Origin of the sequence: Saccharibacillus deserti (genome assembly GCF_013618475.1) — a bacterium.
Classification (GTDB): domain Bacteria; phylum Bacillota; class Bacilli; order Paenibacillales; family Paenibacillaceae; genus Saccharibacillus; species Saccharibacillus deserti.
In genome coordinates, this window is record NZ_JABJVN010000002.1 from 166,948 (window position 1) to 182,554 (window position 15,607).

The window sequence follows — 15,607 nt, forward strand, 5'->3', positions numbered from 1 at the left end:
CGCACTCGGCGGGGCGGCGATTAGTTTTTTATAGAGGGAGTTCTCGAACCTCTCCCGCGCCTGGTTCCGGCACGGATTCTCTTCGTCTATGCAGTTGGCTGCACGCCGGAGCGCCGCAGCGTGATCCATTATAACACAAGCTTCTGCTTGGCGATACGCCGGAATTTGCGCGTCCTTGCAGATCCACAAGACCGGGGCTGCAAAAAGCTCCATTGGCGCCGCTTCGAAACCCGAATAAAAATCCGAATATTTGTTCGTGAAATTCGGGTGTTCGTATTGAGGCGCAAAGGGGGCTGTGGTATGATTGAACCCATAAAGCGCAGCTCGCCTTTGCCAAAAGGCCAAGGCCGGGAAAACGGACAAGCGGCAGCTAGAAGAAAGGACAGCCACGACCATGATGGGAAAAGCTCACTTTATTATCGGGACCGGAGTATCGTTGTCCCTATTGGCGCTGACCGGCGCACCGGTTACGGTCGGAGCCGTGGCGATCGCCGCCGTCAGCTCGATGCTGCCCGATATCGACCACCCGAATTCGCTGCTGGTTACCCGGGCGCTGCCGACCAAACTGCTGCGCGTCCTGCAATCGGCCATGCTGCTCATTGCCGCAGCGCTTCTGTTCTACGCGCCGGTCGAGCAGCCGTGGAACAGCGTGCTGGCCGCGGTTGCGGTCGTCGCCATGTTCCTGCCCGAGCAGGCGCTGCGCAAAGGCGCGTTTGTACTGATCGGGCTAGCCGTTATCGTGTTCGGCGAACGGTACGCCCCGTGGAACCGGATGGGCGGCATTCTGCTGATCGTATTTTCGCTCGCTCCGCACCGCGGCATCACCCATACCTTCTATGCGCTTGCCGCCTGGATGCTGCTGCTGTACGGACTGACAGGTGCGCACGGACCGTCGATCTGGCTGGCCGGAGGACTGGGATATGCCGTGCATTTGGCCTGCGACTCGGTGACGAAGAACGGAATCCGGCCGCTGCCGCCGCTCAAGGCCAAGATTCGGTTCGCGCTGATGACGACCGGCAAGAAATCCGGCAAACGCGTCGAGCGGATCGGGATCTGGATTACGATCATCCTGTTCGCCGGGGTATTCGGCATCCGCCTGATCGAATACGGGGCGAGGCTTTATCTTCGTTTGACCTCCTGATCCCAAGTCGGACTTGGGCGTCTTTCGATTCCGCTGCTGTACAAGGGAGCCTACAATGATGAAAAAAACGTCTTTCTACTGGCTGTGGTCATCCCAGACGATGTCCAATGCAGCCGATATTTTATATGTGACGGCATTGACCGTTCTTGTCCTCCAAGGCACCGAATCTGTCGTATCGACGATTCTCGTGCCCTTTTTTCGTATCTTCTCGCAAATCGTCAGCGGTTTTCTCGCGCCCTTGATGCTCCGCAGATTCCGCCTGCCCCGCCTGATGCTGGTCTCGCAGGGCGGGCAGTTTCTGCTGTTCGCCCTGCTGGCCCTCTACTTGCAGCGGTCCGGAGAGTCGGCTTCGCTGAGCGCGATCTTTGGATTGGTCTTCGCCATGTCGTTTCTCGACGGATGGACGGCGCCGGTGCGCAATGCGCTGGTCCCGAGACTGGTGCCGAGAGACTGGCTGATGCGGGCCAACGGACTGATCTCGGTCAGCGACCAAACCGTACAGTTTGCGGGTTGGGGAGTCAGCGGCGTCTTGGTCGCTTTCGCAGGACCGTCCCGCACGCTGCTGATTGCCGGCGTCTTGTATGCGGCCGCGCTCGTCTTTACCGCGCTCATTCGCGAGCCGTCCGTCCATGGAATTCCGGAAAGGAACGAATCGGCTTCCGGGGCTTCCCGGGCGGCGGAAACGGATCCGAACTGGAGGGAAGCGCTGCTTGAAGGCTGGAAGCTGATCGGACGAAGCCCGAGACTTCGCGGTTTGACGCTGATCGATTCGATCGATATGCTCGGCGGTTCGGTCTGGGTCGGCGCCTTTACCCTCCTGTTCGTACAGGAAGCGCTCGGGCAGGGCGAAGAATGGTGGGGATTCATCAACGCTTCCTATTTTGCGGGGGCGGTTCTTGGCGGGATCCTGGTCGTGACGCTGGTCAAAAAACTGCAAAAGCGGCTGTTCGATTCCATGCTGGCCGGGATTTTCGGTTATTCGGCGATTACCCTCGCCTATGCGGGGACCACTTCGCCGGCCGCGGCGCTGCTGCTGGTACTGGTCATGGGGCCGTTTGCCGAACTGTCGATGGTAGCCAGGCGCACGCTGATCCAGCAGAGCGCAGGCGACGAAGAGCTGCCGAAAGTGCTCTCCGCGCAGGCGACCGTGCTCAACCTGATCTTCTGCGCTTCGCTTCTCGGCATGGCGAAACTGGCGGAATCCGTTGGAGTCGTCAACCTCTATTTCTATGCCGGCGGGATGTCGCTGCTTGCTTTTGCGATCGGACTCGGGGTGCGGCGCCACTTCGCTTCCGAAGCTTCGCAGGAGCGAAATGTCCAATAAATGCCTTTTAGAAAAAGCTTCTTGATGGTAAAGTGAATAAAACGGTTTCCTGCCGAAGAAAGGAAAAGGAGGGGACGGCAATGAGTATCGATCTGCGCAAAAAAGCCGAAGAAAACCTGATTAATCTCTCCAAGACGGCCATTATCTCGCTGGACAAAAAAGGACTCGGAAGCCAGCGGGCGCGCGTTGCGCTGGCGCTCGATATTTCGGGTTCGATGACGGGATTGTTTACGAACGGAATCGTTCAGGCGGTCTGCGAGCGCACGCTGGGACTCGGCATGAATTTCGACGACAACGGAGCGGCGGATGTATTCCTGTTCGGGGTGGACGATTACGAGGTCGGAGAGATCCGCCAGGAAAACTTCTACGAGTTTGTCGGTCGGGAGATCCGGCCGAACTACCCGCTGGAGAACGGCACGCATTACGCGGGCGTTATGCAGCGGATCGCCGACCATTATTTCCCCGGTGCGCTGAGCGTAAAAAAAGGGCTGTTCGGGTTGGGACGCGGCAAAGTGAGCGTGAAAGCTCCGCCGGCCGAAGAACAGCCTGTCTACGTTATTTTCGTGACCGACGGCAACTGCTTTGACGGGGAGCATGCGGCCGAGATCGTACGCCGGACGTCGCATCTGGGAATTTTCTGGCAGTTTGTCGGCGTGGGCCGCGAGAACTTCCAGTTTCTCAAGAAGCTCGACGAGCTGGACGGACGACTGATCGATAACGCGAACTTTTTCCAGGTCAACGACCTCAAGAAAATCTCCGACGAGGAACTGTACGACCGGCTGCTGGGCGAGTTTCCCGACTGGCTCAAAGCGGCAAAGGAGAAATCGCTTATTAAATGAGTTATACTGAAGCTGTGAACGGTTACTTACATCTTAGAATCCGATTCCAGCAAGCTTGACCGTATTCCCGAACAGGCTAGTACCTTGTCAACACTAAAGGTAAGGTTACGCTCCCCTGAATCGCACCTAAAGCGTGTGCGTTTCAGGAAAACGTAAACCTCGGATTAAGAGTTGAAAGGGTATTAGATCCTAATTTCAACCCAATTGGAGGCGCTTAAGATGAGTTCGTTTCAAAGCTGGCTAAACAAGACCAAGACAGGACTGCAGGATCAGGTGAGCCGTTTCAAAAACAAAGACCTGATGGACGCCATCGTGGCGGGCTGCGCGATCGTATCCGTAGCGGACGGCACGGTCGACGCAACGGAGAAACAAAAAATGGCGGGTTATATCGGACGCAACGAGCAGCTCAAAGTGTTTAATATGAGCGAAGTGATCGACCGTTTCAACCATTTTGCCGGCAATATGGAATTCGATGTGATGGTTGGCAAGCAGGAAGCGCTGCGCACCATCGCCAAATTCAAATCGAAACCGGAAGTGGGACGGGTCATCGTGGGCGTATGCTGTGCGATCGGCGCGGCCGACGGCGATTTCGACGAGATGGAAAAATCGGCCGTACGCGATATCTGCAACGTGCTGAATCTGAACCCGGGCGAATTCGGCCTGTAAGTTCGGAGCATTTTCGACATGGAGGAAGAACCTCCGGCCTGTCCGTTTACGGTCACTGCCGGAGGTTTTTTTGCAAAAAGGCTGACGAAATTCAAAAACGCCGAAACCGGGTACATTCCCCGAGCGTATAGATATAGCGTGCAGCCAAGCACAGGACGTTCCGGTTGACGGCCTCGCGTTTGCGCGGAATCGGCGAAGTTGTTTTGTACCCGGACGAACAGGTATAATTCAATTGAGCGACAGCAACCATACCATTCCAATTGGGAGGGCTATAGACAGCAATGACAATTTCTTTGGTAAAAGGCCAAAAGGTCGATTTGACGAAAGGGAATGCCGGTCTGTCCAAGATTACGGTCGGACTGGGCTGGGACCCGGCCGAGTCCGAAAGCCGCGGGCTGTTCGGTATGAAGAAGAAAACGGCAAACATCGACTGCGATGCCTCGGTCCTGCTGCTTAGCGAACAGGGCAAGCTGACGCAGAGCAAAAACGTCGTTTGTTTCCACAACCTGCAGAGCCCGAACGGTTCCGTCGTACACGGCGGAGACAATCTGACGGGTGCGGGAGACGGGGACGACGAGCAGATCCATATCGATCTCGCTTCGGTTCCGGCCGATGTTCACCGCCTGCTCGCCGTCGTCAACATTTATGACTGCGAAGCGCGCAAACAGCATTTCGGCATGATCCGCTCGGCGTTTATCCGCGTCTTCGAGTCGAGCAGCGGCCGCGAACTGGTTCGCTTCAACTTGACGGACGATTACTCGGGAATGACCGCTCTGCTGGTCGGCGAGATTTACCGCCACGGCAGCGAGTGGAAGTTCAGCGCCGTCGGCGAAGGTGCGCAGGCTCCGCATATCGATCTGCTGGCCCGCCGCTACAGCTAAACCGCACGGCCCGTTTTTCGAGCTTCACCCAAACTCCAATAAAGAAAGAAGGAATTATTCATGGCAATCAGCTTGCAAAAAGGTCAAAAAGTCGATCTGACAAAAACAAACCCGGGCCTCAAAAAAGTACTCGTTGGTCTCGGTTGGGACACAAACAAGTATGACGGCGGCAAAGATTTCGATCTGGATTCCTCCGCTTTCCTGCTGGGCACTTCGGGCAAAGTAACAGCCGATACGGACTTTGTATTCTACAACAACCCTAAAAACGCCAACGGCGCTGTCGTACATACAGGCGACAACCGTACAGGCGAAGGCGAAGGCGACGATGAGCAGCTGACAGTTGAACTGGCAAGCGTTCCGGCTGAAGTCGAGAAAGTCTCCTTCTGCATTACGATTCACGATGCAACGGCACGCGCGCAGAACTTCGGTCAAGTATCGAATGCGTTCGTCCGTATCGTGAATGAAGAAACAAACGAAGAACTGATCCGTTACGATCTGGGCGAAGACTTCTCCGTGGAAACGGCGATTGTCGTAGCCGAACTGTACCGTCACGCCGGCGAGTGGAAATTCAGCGCTGTAGGCAGCGGCTACCAAGACGGTCTGGAAGGCCTGGTACGCGACTTCGGCCTGGCCGTATCCTAATCCCTTACACGCATGCGTTTCACCCTTTAGTTTCAACCCCGAAGGCCGTCTGCTACATGGACGGCCTTCGGCCGTAGTGGGGCGCCTGCCGCAGGCGTCCGCTTTTCGGGATTTTGTGTTCAATTTCATTTTCTGACAAGGAAACGGAGGAATTCCCCATGACTATCAGCCTTTCCAAAGGACAACGAATCGACCTGACCAAAACCAATCCCGGCCTCAAAAAAGTCATGATCGGCCTTGGATGGGATACGAACAAATACAGCAGCGGCGCCGACTACGATCTCGACGCTTCGGTATTCCTGCTGCATGAAGACGGACGCGCCAAAGGAATCGAAGACTTCGTCTTCTACAACAATCCGAAAACGCCGAACGGTGCGGTCGAGCATACGGGCGATAACCGGACCGGGGAAGGCGAAGGCGACGACGAGCAGATCCAGGTTGATTTCTCGCTGGTTCCGTCCAACATCACCCGCCTTGGCATCACGGTCACGATTCACGATGCGGAAGCCCGTGCCCAGAACTTCGGCCAGGTATCCAATGCGTTCGTACGCGTGGTCGACACGGCAGATAACCGCGAAGTGCTGCGTTACGATCTAGGTGAAGAGTTCTCGGTCGAGACGGCCGTCGTGATCTGCGAGCTGTACCGCCACGGCGAAGATTGGAAATTCCAGGCGATCGGTTCCGGCTTTGCGGGCGGATTGGCTGCGCTGTGCAAAAACTACGGCCTCGACGCCCAATAATCCGATCCGCAACTTAACCGAAAGGCGGAATTACTTTTGACGACCACAATCATCAGGGGCCAAAAAGCCGACCTGACCAAAACCAATCCCGGTCTCGACCGGATCGTCGTCGGAATGGGCTGGCAGGCTTCGCCGGGAGTCGATATCGACTTCTCGGCGTTTCTGCTGGGTCCGGGTTCCAAGGCGGCGGCCGACGAAGACCTGATCTTCTACGGTAATCCGGCCGGCGCCGGAGGCGCCATGCAGCTGCAGACCGAAACCCGCAGCGCGTATGCCGGTATTACGGACAGCGAACAGGTGTCGATCTCGCTGAGCGGCGTTCCGGCGGCTTACGAGCGCATCGCTTTTTCTCTCACGCTTTACGAAGGAGAGAAGCGTCGGCAGAACTTCGCCGGTGTCAACGGAGTATATCTGCGTATCGTCGATGCGCGCGGCGGATCGGAATTGATCCGGTTTACGCTGGACAAAACATCGGGCGTCGAGACGGCCATTGTCGTCGGCGAACTCTATCGCCATAACGGAGAATGGAAGTTCAATGCCGTCGGCAGCGGCTATACGGGCGGACTCGAAGCGCTGTGCCGCAGCTTCGGCATCGATGTGCAGTCGGAGCCCGAACCGGCTCCCGCACCAACGCCGCCTCCGGCGGCGCAGCCTTCCAAGCCGACGCCGGCCGCACAGCCGTCGCCGCCTGCGCAGCCTCCCGGCGGCAATCCGTCGCCGCTCAATCTGGGCCGTCCTTCGCAGCAGGGCAGCCCGCCGGCTTCCGGCGGCGGACCGGGCGGAGCTTCGCCCCGCGTCTTTCCGCCCGCTCCGGGCGCCGCGCCTTCTCCGGCGCCGCAGGCCGGAACGCCTTCGATCCCTGCGCCGCCGCCCGCTCCGGCTTCCCAGCCTGCGGCGCCAAGCCTGCAGAAGATCGAATTGACCAAACGCGGCGACAAGATCAGCCTGGAGAAGAAAGCGGGTACCGATTCCATCGGCGAGATTCTGATCAATCTCAACTGGAATCAGCGCAAGAGTACCGGCTTCTTCGGCAAAACGGCCGGCGTCGATTTGGACCTGGGCTGTTTGTTCGAATTGAAAGACGGGCATAAAGGCACCGTGCAGGCGCTCGGACGCGCGTTCGGCTCGCTAAGCAGCGAACCTTATGTGATGCTCGACGGCGACGATCGGACCGGCACCAAAGCCGGGGGAGAGAATATGCGGATCAACGGTGCCCACCTGCGCGATATCAAGCGTATTGTCGTTTACGCCTTCATCTATGAAGGAGCGGCGAACTGGGCACAGGCCGACGGGGTCGTGACGATCAAGGGCGGCGGTCCCGATATCATCGTCCGTATGGACGAGCACGGCAGCCGCAAAGGCATGTGCGCCGTTGCCATGATTACCAACGTCGGCGATCAAACGTTCAGCATCGAACGGCTGGTCGAGTACTTCTCCGGCCACCGCGAACTGGACCAGGCTTACAACTGGGGACTTCGCTGGCAGACCGGAAGCAAATAACACACGATTTTTCTGATTTTTATTCCAGACCCGTACGACGGTTCGTTCCGTCCTGTACGGATACGCCGCAGACCTTTCGGAAACGAACCGGGACTGCGGCGTATCCGGTCTCTGCCCGCATCGAATGCCCGCAGTCTCCGCAGCAGGCCGCCTCTGAACCGCCTTGAAGGAGAGAGCGATCATGGCGGATTTTTTTCAGAGTTTCTTCGGCAATTTTGCCGGTTACTTTCAATGGGAACATGTCGGCGCGATTCTGAGCGAACCGGCAACGTGGGGAGTGATCGGCACGCTCGTTATTCTTGAAGGGCTGCTGTCCGCCGACAACGCGCTGGTACTGGCTGTCATAGTCCGGCATCTGCCGCCGAATCAGCGCAAAAAAGCGTTGTTTTACGGGATCATCGGCGCGTACCTGTTCCGGTTTGTCGCAATCGGGGTCGGGACCTTCCTGGTCAAGATCACCTGGGTCAAAATCATCGGAGGTCTCTATCTGCTGTGGATTGCCATGAGCAATCTGTTTGGACTTGAGCTGCGATGGAACCGGGTCGGAGGCCTGCCGCTGATTCCGTCGATCGGGCGCAAACCCGAAACGGACGATACGGAAGGTGCGAAAGAAAACCATTACGGCTTCTGGCGCACGGTGCTTGCCGTCGAACTGATGGATATTGCGTTCAGTATCGACAGCGTTCTGGCGGCCTTCGGAGTCAGCCAGGAAGTCTGGGTGCTTCTGCTTGGCGGCATGATCGGCGTCCTGATGATGCGGGGTGTCGCCCAGCTGTTTCTCAAACTGCTCGAAAAGTTCCCGGAACTGGAACGGGCAGCTTTTATCCTGATTACGATTATCGGATTGAAAATGATCGCGGCCGCGGTATTCGATTACGAACTGCCGCAGGAAGTTTTCTTCCCGCTGCTTATTGCCGTTTTTGTCGGTACGATTCTGTTCAGCCTGGTTCGCCGGCGCCGGGAACATCGTTCGGGTGTGTGAACGCTGTCCCGCAGTCGTACCTGCACAGCCGACCGCATCGCTTCTTTTGTAGGGATGCGGTCGGTCTTTGCGGCAGAGCCTGCTTCCAACCAACCTTATTCCTCCGCACATGGAGAAAGGCTTCCTGCTTCGTACAGTGCCAGCGGCGATTCGCAAGCACGGACAACAGGCAGAACGTTTTTCTCCGTTCGGCGGAGTTTTTTAAAATTTGCCGTGGCTTTGCCAAAGCGGCAGACGATACCGGATCTATCCATGAACGATCTGCCAGGAAATGGACTCAATATCGTGGGAGGAAAGACCATGCGTTATTTCGATTATTTAGAGGTGGAAGAAACCCAGAAATTGTTCCACCTGGCTCCCGCACCTTTTTGCAACCGCTCCGACAAAGACCTGCTGGCCTATGCGCTTGGAGCGGCTTTGTATATGCCCGCAACCCGGCCTGATATCGCGCAGAATTTGAGCACCGGCAAACATATCGGGCTCACTTCCGTGGTTATCGATCTGGAAGACGCCGTCGGCGATCTCAGACTGGAAGAAGCGGAACTTTCGCTCGTCTCGCAGATTCGCAAGCTGCACGATTGGAGCTGCGAAGGGAAGATCGATCCGGAGTCGCTGCCGCTGATTTTTATCCGGATTCGTACACCGGACCAGGCCAAGCGGATCCTTGAACTTCTCGGCGAAGCGGTAATTCGTCTGACGGGACTCGTCTTCCCGAAGTTCGATGTGCCTCTCGGCGAACGTTACCTGGAACTGCTTCATACCTACAATGGGACCCGTTCTGCCGGAAGCCCCGTTCTGTACGGCATGCCGATCCTGGAGAGTCCCGAGATCATTTACGCGGAGACGCGCAGAGAGACGCTGCTCGGAATCAAACGGCTGCTGGACCGGCACCGTCCATACATATTGAATGTACGCATCGGGGCAACCGATTTTTCCAGTCTGTTCGGACTGCGCCGCAAACCGGATATGACTATTTACGATATCGGCGTCATTCGCGATTGCGTTGCCGATATTGTCAACTTGTTCGGACGGGCGCACGACGGTTATGTGATTTCCGGCCCGGTCTGGGAATATTTCAAAAGCGAACGCGTGCTCAAACCCCAACTGCGCGAGACGCCTTTCCAGGAAACGGCGGGACGCGAAGGACTGCTGCTGCGCATGCAGTATATCAACAAGTATGTGGACGGCCTGATTCGCGAGGTGGAACTGGACAAAGAGAATGGAATTGTCGGCAAAACGATCATTCATCCGACTCACATCTGCCCCGTTCAGGCTCTGTACACGGTTACGCACGAAGAGTATATCGACGCTTCGCATATTCTAGACAGCAGCGGCGGCGAAATCGGCGTCGTCAAGAGCGGATACGACAACAAAATGAACGAGATCAAGCCCCATCTGAATTGGGCGCGGCGTATCATGATCCGTTCGGAAATCTACGGGGTGCTCAATGAGAACCAAAACTTCACTGCATTACTCGTTCGATAAGAAAGATTCCAAGCAGCCGGATGTGTACGTCTACGACATGCCCGAAGGATTAACCGTGAAAGTCCGTCTGACCTCCAATCCGCTGGGCCTGCATCCCGATCATCTGTTCCGGATGGCGGCGCGAATCAATAAGAAGCGAAGCTTCCTGTTCGTCAGCCGGATTCTCGGCAAGCATATTCCGGTCGATCCGCATGTTTCTCTGCTCGGCGGAGCAGCGCTGGCCCTGCTGTGGCAGCGCCGCAGCGCGGAATCGGTGCAGGGTGGATCCAGGCAGGCGGCTGAAGCTGCCGGCGCTTACGGTCTGGAAGAAGTCTGCGAAGCGCTTCAGGGCGACGACGAATCGGCCCGTCAGCTGTATGCCCGGCTCAAAGGCGACAAGCTGCAGGTCGAAGAACCGGCATTGTTTATCGCGTTTGCGGAGACGGCGACTGCGCTTGGACATGCCATGTACGATTGTTTCACGGGAGACACGCGCTTTCTGCATACGACCCGCGAAGAACTGGTAGGCAAGCAGCCCGTGCTGAGTTTCGAGGAAGAACATTCGCATGCGACGGCACACCGCTGCTATGCGAGAGAAACTTCCTTTTTCGAAGGGGAAGATACGGTCGTGCTGGTGGACGACGAAGTGACGACCGGCAATACCGCGCTGAATATCATCCGCGATTTGCAGAGCAAACATCCGCGCCGCCGCTACGTTGTCGCGAGTCTGCTGGACTGGCGAGGGGAGGCGGACCGTCTGCGATTCGGCGAGCTCGAAGCGGAGCTTGGGATCGCGATCGAGACGATCTCGCTGATCGAAGGACAGATCGAAGTCGAGGGCGGCCCGGTCGAACGTCTGACGCAGCCTGCGCCGGAAGCGCGTGCGGAAAACGGGACGAAGCTGATTCGGCACGATCTCTCTTCTTATTTCAGTCACCTGGATGCCGTATCCGCCGATCTGTCCGGCCGGACGTCCGATTGTCCGTATCTCGAGTGGACCGGACGGTTCGGGATGCGCGAAGCGGACAATGCCTTGCTGGATCGTCAGGTTCGGGAAGCTGCCGCGTCTTTGGCGGAGAGCCGTACGGGAAGCCGCACGCTCTGTATGGGTACGGGGGAATTTATGTATGTGCCGATGCGGATAGCCGCGGAATTGGGCGAGGGCGTTCGGTACCAGTCGAGTACGCGCAGTCCGATCCATGTGCTCGACGAAGAAGGGTATGCCGTTCGAAGCGGATTTCCGCATACATCGCCGGATGATCCCGGTGTGGCGAATTTCTTCTATAACGTGCCGGAAGGTACGTACGACGAGATTTTCGTTTTCCTGGAACGTATGCCGCTTGAAAAAGATCTGAAGCCGCTGCTTGACGCTCTGGCGCATACGGGAGTCCCGGCCCTGCATCTGGCTGTCGCGGCCAGGGCCGATCGTGCCAACCCACAAGGAGGAAACTGAATATGTCGAACGATACGCTGACTTCCCAGCCCCTGCCGGTTCCCGAGAAGCTCGGCAGCTACAGTCCGGAAGACGTTGTGTTTTTGCTGAAGGATCTGAGTGATGTCCATTTGGAACGTCCGACCGAAGACCGCGAAGAAGCGATCCAGGGCGGCGTACATTATTCGGAGATGCTGCCGGTCGAATACCGGCCGACGCCCGAGTATCTCGCACTGTTCCATGAGACGCTCGATACGACGGCAAAAGACGTATCGCTTGCGGCGGGTATCGTCTCGGAACGCCTGAGAGCCCGTCACGGCACGGATTTCGTTCTTGCTTCGCTTGCCCGCGCGGGTACGCCGGTCGGCATTCTGATCAAACGTTATTTCCGGCAGATATACGGAGCGGAACTGCCGCATTACAGTATCTCGATCATCCGCGGCAAAGGCATCGACGAGAATGCGGTCCTGTATATGCGGCAGCAGAATCCCGGACGCCGCATCCAGTTCGTCGACGGTTGGACCGGCAAAGGCGCGATCCGCAAAGTGCTGGAAGACGCCCGGGAGACGATGTCCGCCAAATACGGCATCGAACTCGACGACGACCTGGCCGTACTGGCCGATCCGGGCCGCTGCTCGGAGACGTTCGGCACGCGCGAAGATTTCCTGATCCCGAGCGCCTGCCTGAATTCGACCGTATCCGGGCTGATGAGCCGCACCGTGCTGCGCGGAGATTTGATCGGACCGAACGATTTTCACGGAGCGAAGTATTACAAAGAATGGCTCGAAGACGACGTCTCCAATCTGTTCGTCGACCGGGTCAGCGGCTATTACGAAGAGATTCAAGCCGAAGCGCTGCTCGAAGCCGCGAAGCTGGAGCAGCTGCCGGAAGCGAATGTATCCAGCTGGCAGGGGATGAAGGACATTGCCCGTATCCAGCAGGATTACGGGATCGAAGACGTCAATCTGGTCAAACCGGGCGTGGGCGAGACAACGCGTGTGCTGCTGCGCCGTGTGCCGTGGAAGATTCTCGTCGACCGGCTCGACAATCCGCATCTGCGCCATATTCTGCTGCTGGCCGAAGATCGCGGCGTTCCGGTCGAAGTCTATCCGGGCCTGACGTATTCCTGCTGCGGCATCATCAAACCGATGAACGGAGGCACGCTATGATTTTCGCAAGCGATCTCGACCGGACCCTGATCTATTCCAAAAAAGCGATGGGCGCAAGCTTCGAGTCTGCCGACGTCATTCCCGTAGAACTGTATCAGGGCGAACACATTTCGTTCATGTCGCCCGAGGCGGCAAGGCGGCTTGCGGAGCTTGCGAAGACGACGCTGTTCGTGCCCGTCACGACGCGGACGATCGAGCAGTACGAGCGGATTTTCTATATTCGGGAAACATTCAATCCGAAGTACGCGGTGACGAGCAACGGGGGGAACGTGCTGGTTGACGGCGTTCCGGACCCGGATTGGCAGCGGCATGTGGCCGAAGCGCTGTCGCGCAGCGAACATGCGGAGAAAGTGATCGAAGCCTTCGGACGTATCTCTTCGCCGGAGTGGGTCAAGTCCTACCGGCATTCCGATAGCTTGTTCTATTCGATCATTCTGGACCGGGACAATATGCCGCTGGACGCCGTCGAAGAGTTCCGCGCGGAACTCGCCGGCATGCGCTGGAATTTGTCGGTACAGGGGCGCAAGATGTATCTGGTGCCGGACGGCGTAAGCAAGGGAGACGGTCTGCTGTATGTCAAAAAGTTGTCCGGCGCGACCCGAATCGCCGCTTCCGGCGACTCGCTGCTGGACGAAAGTCTGCTCAAAGCGGCCGATTACGCGATCGTGCCGCGGCACGGAGAAATTTATGCGGCACATATGGAATCGGGGATCTATTCGTTCACCGAGCGGGACGGCATGGGAGCGGCCGAAGATCTGATCGCGAAGATCGCCGAATGGTTCGCTCTGCCCGTTCCGGAGACCGACGTTCCGTCTGCCGACAAACGCTGAACGAAACCGAACGGGCTTTTCCCGCGTAGTATCCCGTAATTCCGTTAAACATCGCTGTGCCAAAACGCCGAAGAGGAAGATGAACGATGAGAAAAATATGGCTGAACCGCTGGTTCTCGGTCGCTTACCATTATGTGAACCTGATTCGCAACAATGAAGACGGAGAGCGGTTCGAATTTTACGGCACGCATCCGAGTATCGACCACGTTTCGCTGAGTGCTTGCGATGTCAAAGAAACCGAACCCAAAGTCGAAGGCGAAGCCTATATCGAGTTTTGCCTGGACTTTTGCCGCAGACACGGGATTGACCTGTTCATTCCGCGCCTGCATATGGAACTGATTGCCCGGCATATCCGGCGTTTCGAAGAGATCGGCACGCGCGTGATGGTCTGCAGCGACATGGAACTGCTGGAGAATATGATGAACAAAGAAAAGTTCTACCGCTCGCTCGAAGGCAAAGGCATCGTGGAGATTCCGAATTACCGGGTCGTCCGTACGGCCGGACAGTTCGCGCAGGCTTATCAGGAACTGCGGGCGGAAGGCGAGAAAGTCTGCTTCAAACCGACCGAAGCGGAAGGCGGCATGGGCTTCCGGATCATCAAGGAAGAAGCCGGCGATCCGCTGGAAGAACTGTACGGCTGGGTCACGCTTGAGACAACGTACGAAGAAGCCTATCGGACGCTGTCGTCGGTCGAGAGCTTCGACGATCTGATGGTGATGGAAATGCTCGAAGGAGACGAATACAGTATCGACTGCCTGGCGGACGCCGCGGGCAACCTGCTGACGGCCGTTCCGCGTCTCAAGTCCGAAGGGCGCGTGTATCAGCTCGAGTACTCGGAAGAGCTGCTGGCCCTGTCGCGGCGCATCGCGGAAAATTGCCGCATTCCCTATGCTTTTAACGTTCAGGTGAAGTACAATAAAGGTGTGCCCAAACTGCTCGAAATCAATCCGCGCATGTCCGGCGGTTTGTATATTACCTGTTTATCGGGTGTCAATTTCCCATATTACGCGGTCAAAGCGGCGTTCGGCGAAGAGTGCCGGCCGCCCGAGCCGGAGTTCGGCATCAAGGCAAGCTACGTGGAGCAGGCCGTCAGGCTGGATCAAGTTCGCGGCAAAGCGGTTATTTCCGACCTTTGACGCGGGTGCCGGCATAGCGGGTTCGTGCTCTGCTATCAAGCTGGAGGTGTTCAAGCATGATCGATTACATGAAACGTTTCGGGCTGCCTCTTACAGCCTTTATAGCCGGCTGTGCGGTTGCTTTCGTCTCGCAGGGGATTCTGCCGGAAGAGATTTCCATGCTCATTCCCGGAGGTGCGGTGCTGCTCAGCATCGGTGCTTTCAAGCGGAGCAAGCCCAAGGTACTTCCGATCGAGGTATCGCCGCAGTCCCGGCCGCAGCCGGAAGTGCTTCCGCCAAGCGGAAGACGGACCGGTATTCCGGCCGTCGACGAAGCGGTGCAGCGCAGGCTGCGCGAAGAAGCGGCTGCGCGGGGCGAACAGGAACGCAGAAGGGCGGCATACGACGCCGTTCAATCTCCTTCGATCCCGGCTCCTGCCGCCGCTTCCCCGGCTGCAGCCCCGAAGCCGAAATCGGAAGCCGACGAAATGTGGGACCCGGTTCACGAGTATATCTCGGTGATCGAAGAAATGATCATTTCCGAAGGCCAGAAAAACTCGCTGGATGACGAAATCGTCGAGAAAACGATCTCGCTGCTGGCCCGCATTTCCCGCCTCATTCCGCAGCTCAAAGAAATCAATGACAGCAAGATCAACCATAATATTCAGCGTCTGGTGTTCAAGGATCTGAACGGCGCGATCAATCCGTTCCTGAAGCTCAGCGGCGAAGCCAAGCGCAAGAACCGCCGCCTGCTGCTGGACGGAATCAAGGATATCAATTCCCGTCTGTCGCTGTACGTAGAGACGATCGAACATCGCGACCTGATCGAACTGCAAAGCCGTGTCGATCTGATTCAACAGCGCTACCGGACTTCGGACTAAC

At 57.3% G+C, this 15,607-nt stretch carries 15 protein-coding genes and 1 riboswitch; all 15 genes read left to right on the plus strand.

Annotated features, from left to right (window positions below):
• Nucleotides 1–20 precede the first annotated feature (20 nt).
• Nucleotides 21–58, minus strand: a riboswitch (PreQ1 riboswitch).
• A gap of 336 nt (nucleotides 59–394) precedes the next feature.
• Complete coding sequence (locus tag HOP44_RS06820; RefSeq protein WP_172199984.1) at nucleotides 395–1,141, plus strand: metal-dependent hydrolase; 747 nt, start codon at nucleotides 395–397, stop codon at nucleotides 1,139–1,141.
• Between the two features lie 58 nt (nucleotides 1,142–1,199).
• Nucleotides 1,200–2,465: an MFS transporter gene (locus HOP44_RS06825; RefSeq protein WP_425501851.1), complete on the plus strand. Its 1,266-nt coding sequence runs from the start codon at nucleotides 1,200–1,202 to the stop codon at nucleotides 2,463–2,465.
• Between the two features lie 80 nt (nucleotides 2,466–2,545).
• A complete protein-coding gene (locus tag HOP44_RS06830) occupies nucleotides 2,546–3,304 on the plus strand; it encodes a VWA domain-containing protein (RefSeq protein WP_172251866.1) in 759 nt (252 codons plus the stop codon).
• A gap of 219 nt (nucleotides 3,305–3,523) precedes the next feature.
• The gene (locus HOP44_RS06835) at nucleotides 3,524–3,970 is read left to right on the plus strand and encodes a tellurite resistance TerB family protein (protein ID WP_172251868.1); all 447 of its coding nucleotides are present in this window, start codon (nucleotides 3,524–3,526) and stop codon (nucleotides 3,968–3,970) included.
• A 281-nt stretch (nucleotides 3,971–4,251) separates the two neighbouring features.
• On the plus strand, nucleotides 4,252–4,851 hold the full coding sequence (locus HOP44_RS06840; protein ID WP_172251870.1) for a TerD family protein: 600 nt from the start codon (nucleotides 4,252–4,254) through the stop codon (nucleotides 4,849–4,851).
• Between the two features lie 60 nt (nucleotides 4,852–4,911).
• Nucleotides 4,912–5,493 (plus strand): TerD family protein, encoded by a 582-nt coding sequence (locus HOP44_RS06845; protein ID WP_172251872.1) that lies wholly within the window; start codon nucleotides 4,912–4,914, stop codon nucleotides 5,491–5,493.
• A 158-nt stretch (nucleotides 5,494–5,651) separates the two neighbouring features.
• On the plus strand, nucleotides 5,652–6,233 hold the full coding sequence (locus HOP44_RS06850; protein ID WP_172251874.1) for a TerD family protein: 582 nt from the start codon (nucleotides 5,652–5,654) through the stop codon (nucleotides 6,231–6,233).
• A 36-nt stretch (nucleotides 6,234–6,269) separates the two neighbouring features.
• Entirely contained in the window at nucleotides 6,270–7,733 is a 1,464-nt protein-coding gene (locus HOP44_RS06855) for a TerD family protein (protein WP_172251876.1), read from the plus strand.
• A 178-nt stretch (nucleotides 7,734–7,911) separates the two neighbouring features.
• Nucleotides 7,912–8,715, plus strand: coding sequence for a TerC family protein (locus tag HOP44_RS06860; RefSeq protein WP_343059830.1), 804 nt, complete (start codon nucleotides 7,912–7,914; stop codon nucleotides 8,713–8,715).
• Between the two features lie 300 nt (nucleotides 8,716–9,015).
• Nucleotides 9,016–10,200, plus strand: a complete 1,185-nt coding sequence (locus HOP44_RS06865; RefSeq protein ID WP_172251880.1) for an HpcH/HpaI aldolase/citrate lyase family protein — start codon at nucleotides 9,016–9,018, stop codon at nucleotides 10,198–10,200.
• Nucleotides 10,163–11,632, plus strand: a complete 1,470-nt coding sequence (locus tag HOP44_RS06870) for a phosphoribosyltransferase family protein (RefSeq protein ID WP_246369671.1) — start codon at nucleotides 10,163–10,165, stop codon at nucleotides 11,630–11,632. The genes HOP44_RS06865 and HOP44_RS06870 overlap by 38 nt, the downstream gene beginning before the upstream one ends.
• A 2-nt stretch (nucleotides 11,633–11,634) precedes the next feature.
• Entirely contained in the window at nucleotides 11,635–12,780 is a 1,146-nt protein-coding gene (locus tag HOP44_RS06875) for a cysteine protease StiP family protein (protein WP_172251882.1), read from the plus strand.
• The gene (locus HOP44_RS06880) at nucleotides 12,777–13,610 is read left to right on the plus strand and encodes an HAD family hydrolase (RefSeq protein ID WP_172251884.1); all 834 of its coding nucleotides are present in this window, start codon (nucleotides 12,777–12,779) and stop codon (nucleotides 13,608–13,610) included. The genes HOP44_RS06875 and HOP44_RS06880 overlap by 4 nt, the downstream gene beginning before the upstream one ends.
• Nucleotides 13,611–13,696: 86 nt before the next feature.
• Nucleotides 13,697–14,746: an ATP-grasp domain-containing protein gene (locus HOP44_RS06885; RefSeq protein ID WP_172251886.1), complete on the plus strand. Its 1,050-nt coding sequence runs from the start codon at nucleotides 13,697–13,699 to the stop codon at nucleotides 14,744–14,746.
• Between the two features lie 56 nt (nucleotides 14,747–14,802).
• On the plus strand, nucleotides 14,803–15,606 hold the full coding sequence (locus HOP44_RS06890) for a hypothetical protein (protein WP_172199902.1): 804 nt from the start codon (nucleotides 14,803–14,805) through the stop codon (nucleotides 15,604–15,606).
• The last annotated feature ends 1 nt before the right edge of the window (nucleotide 15,607 follow it).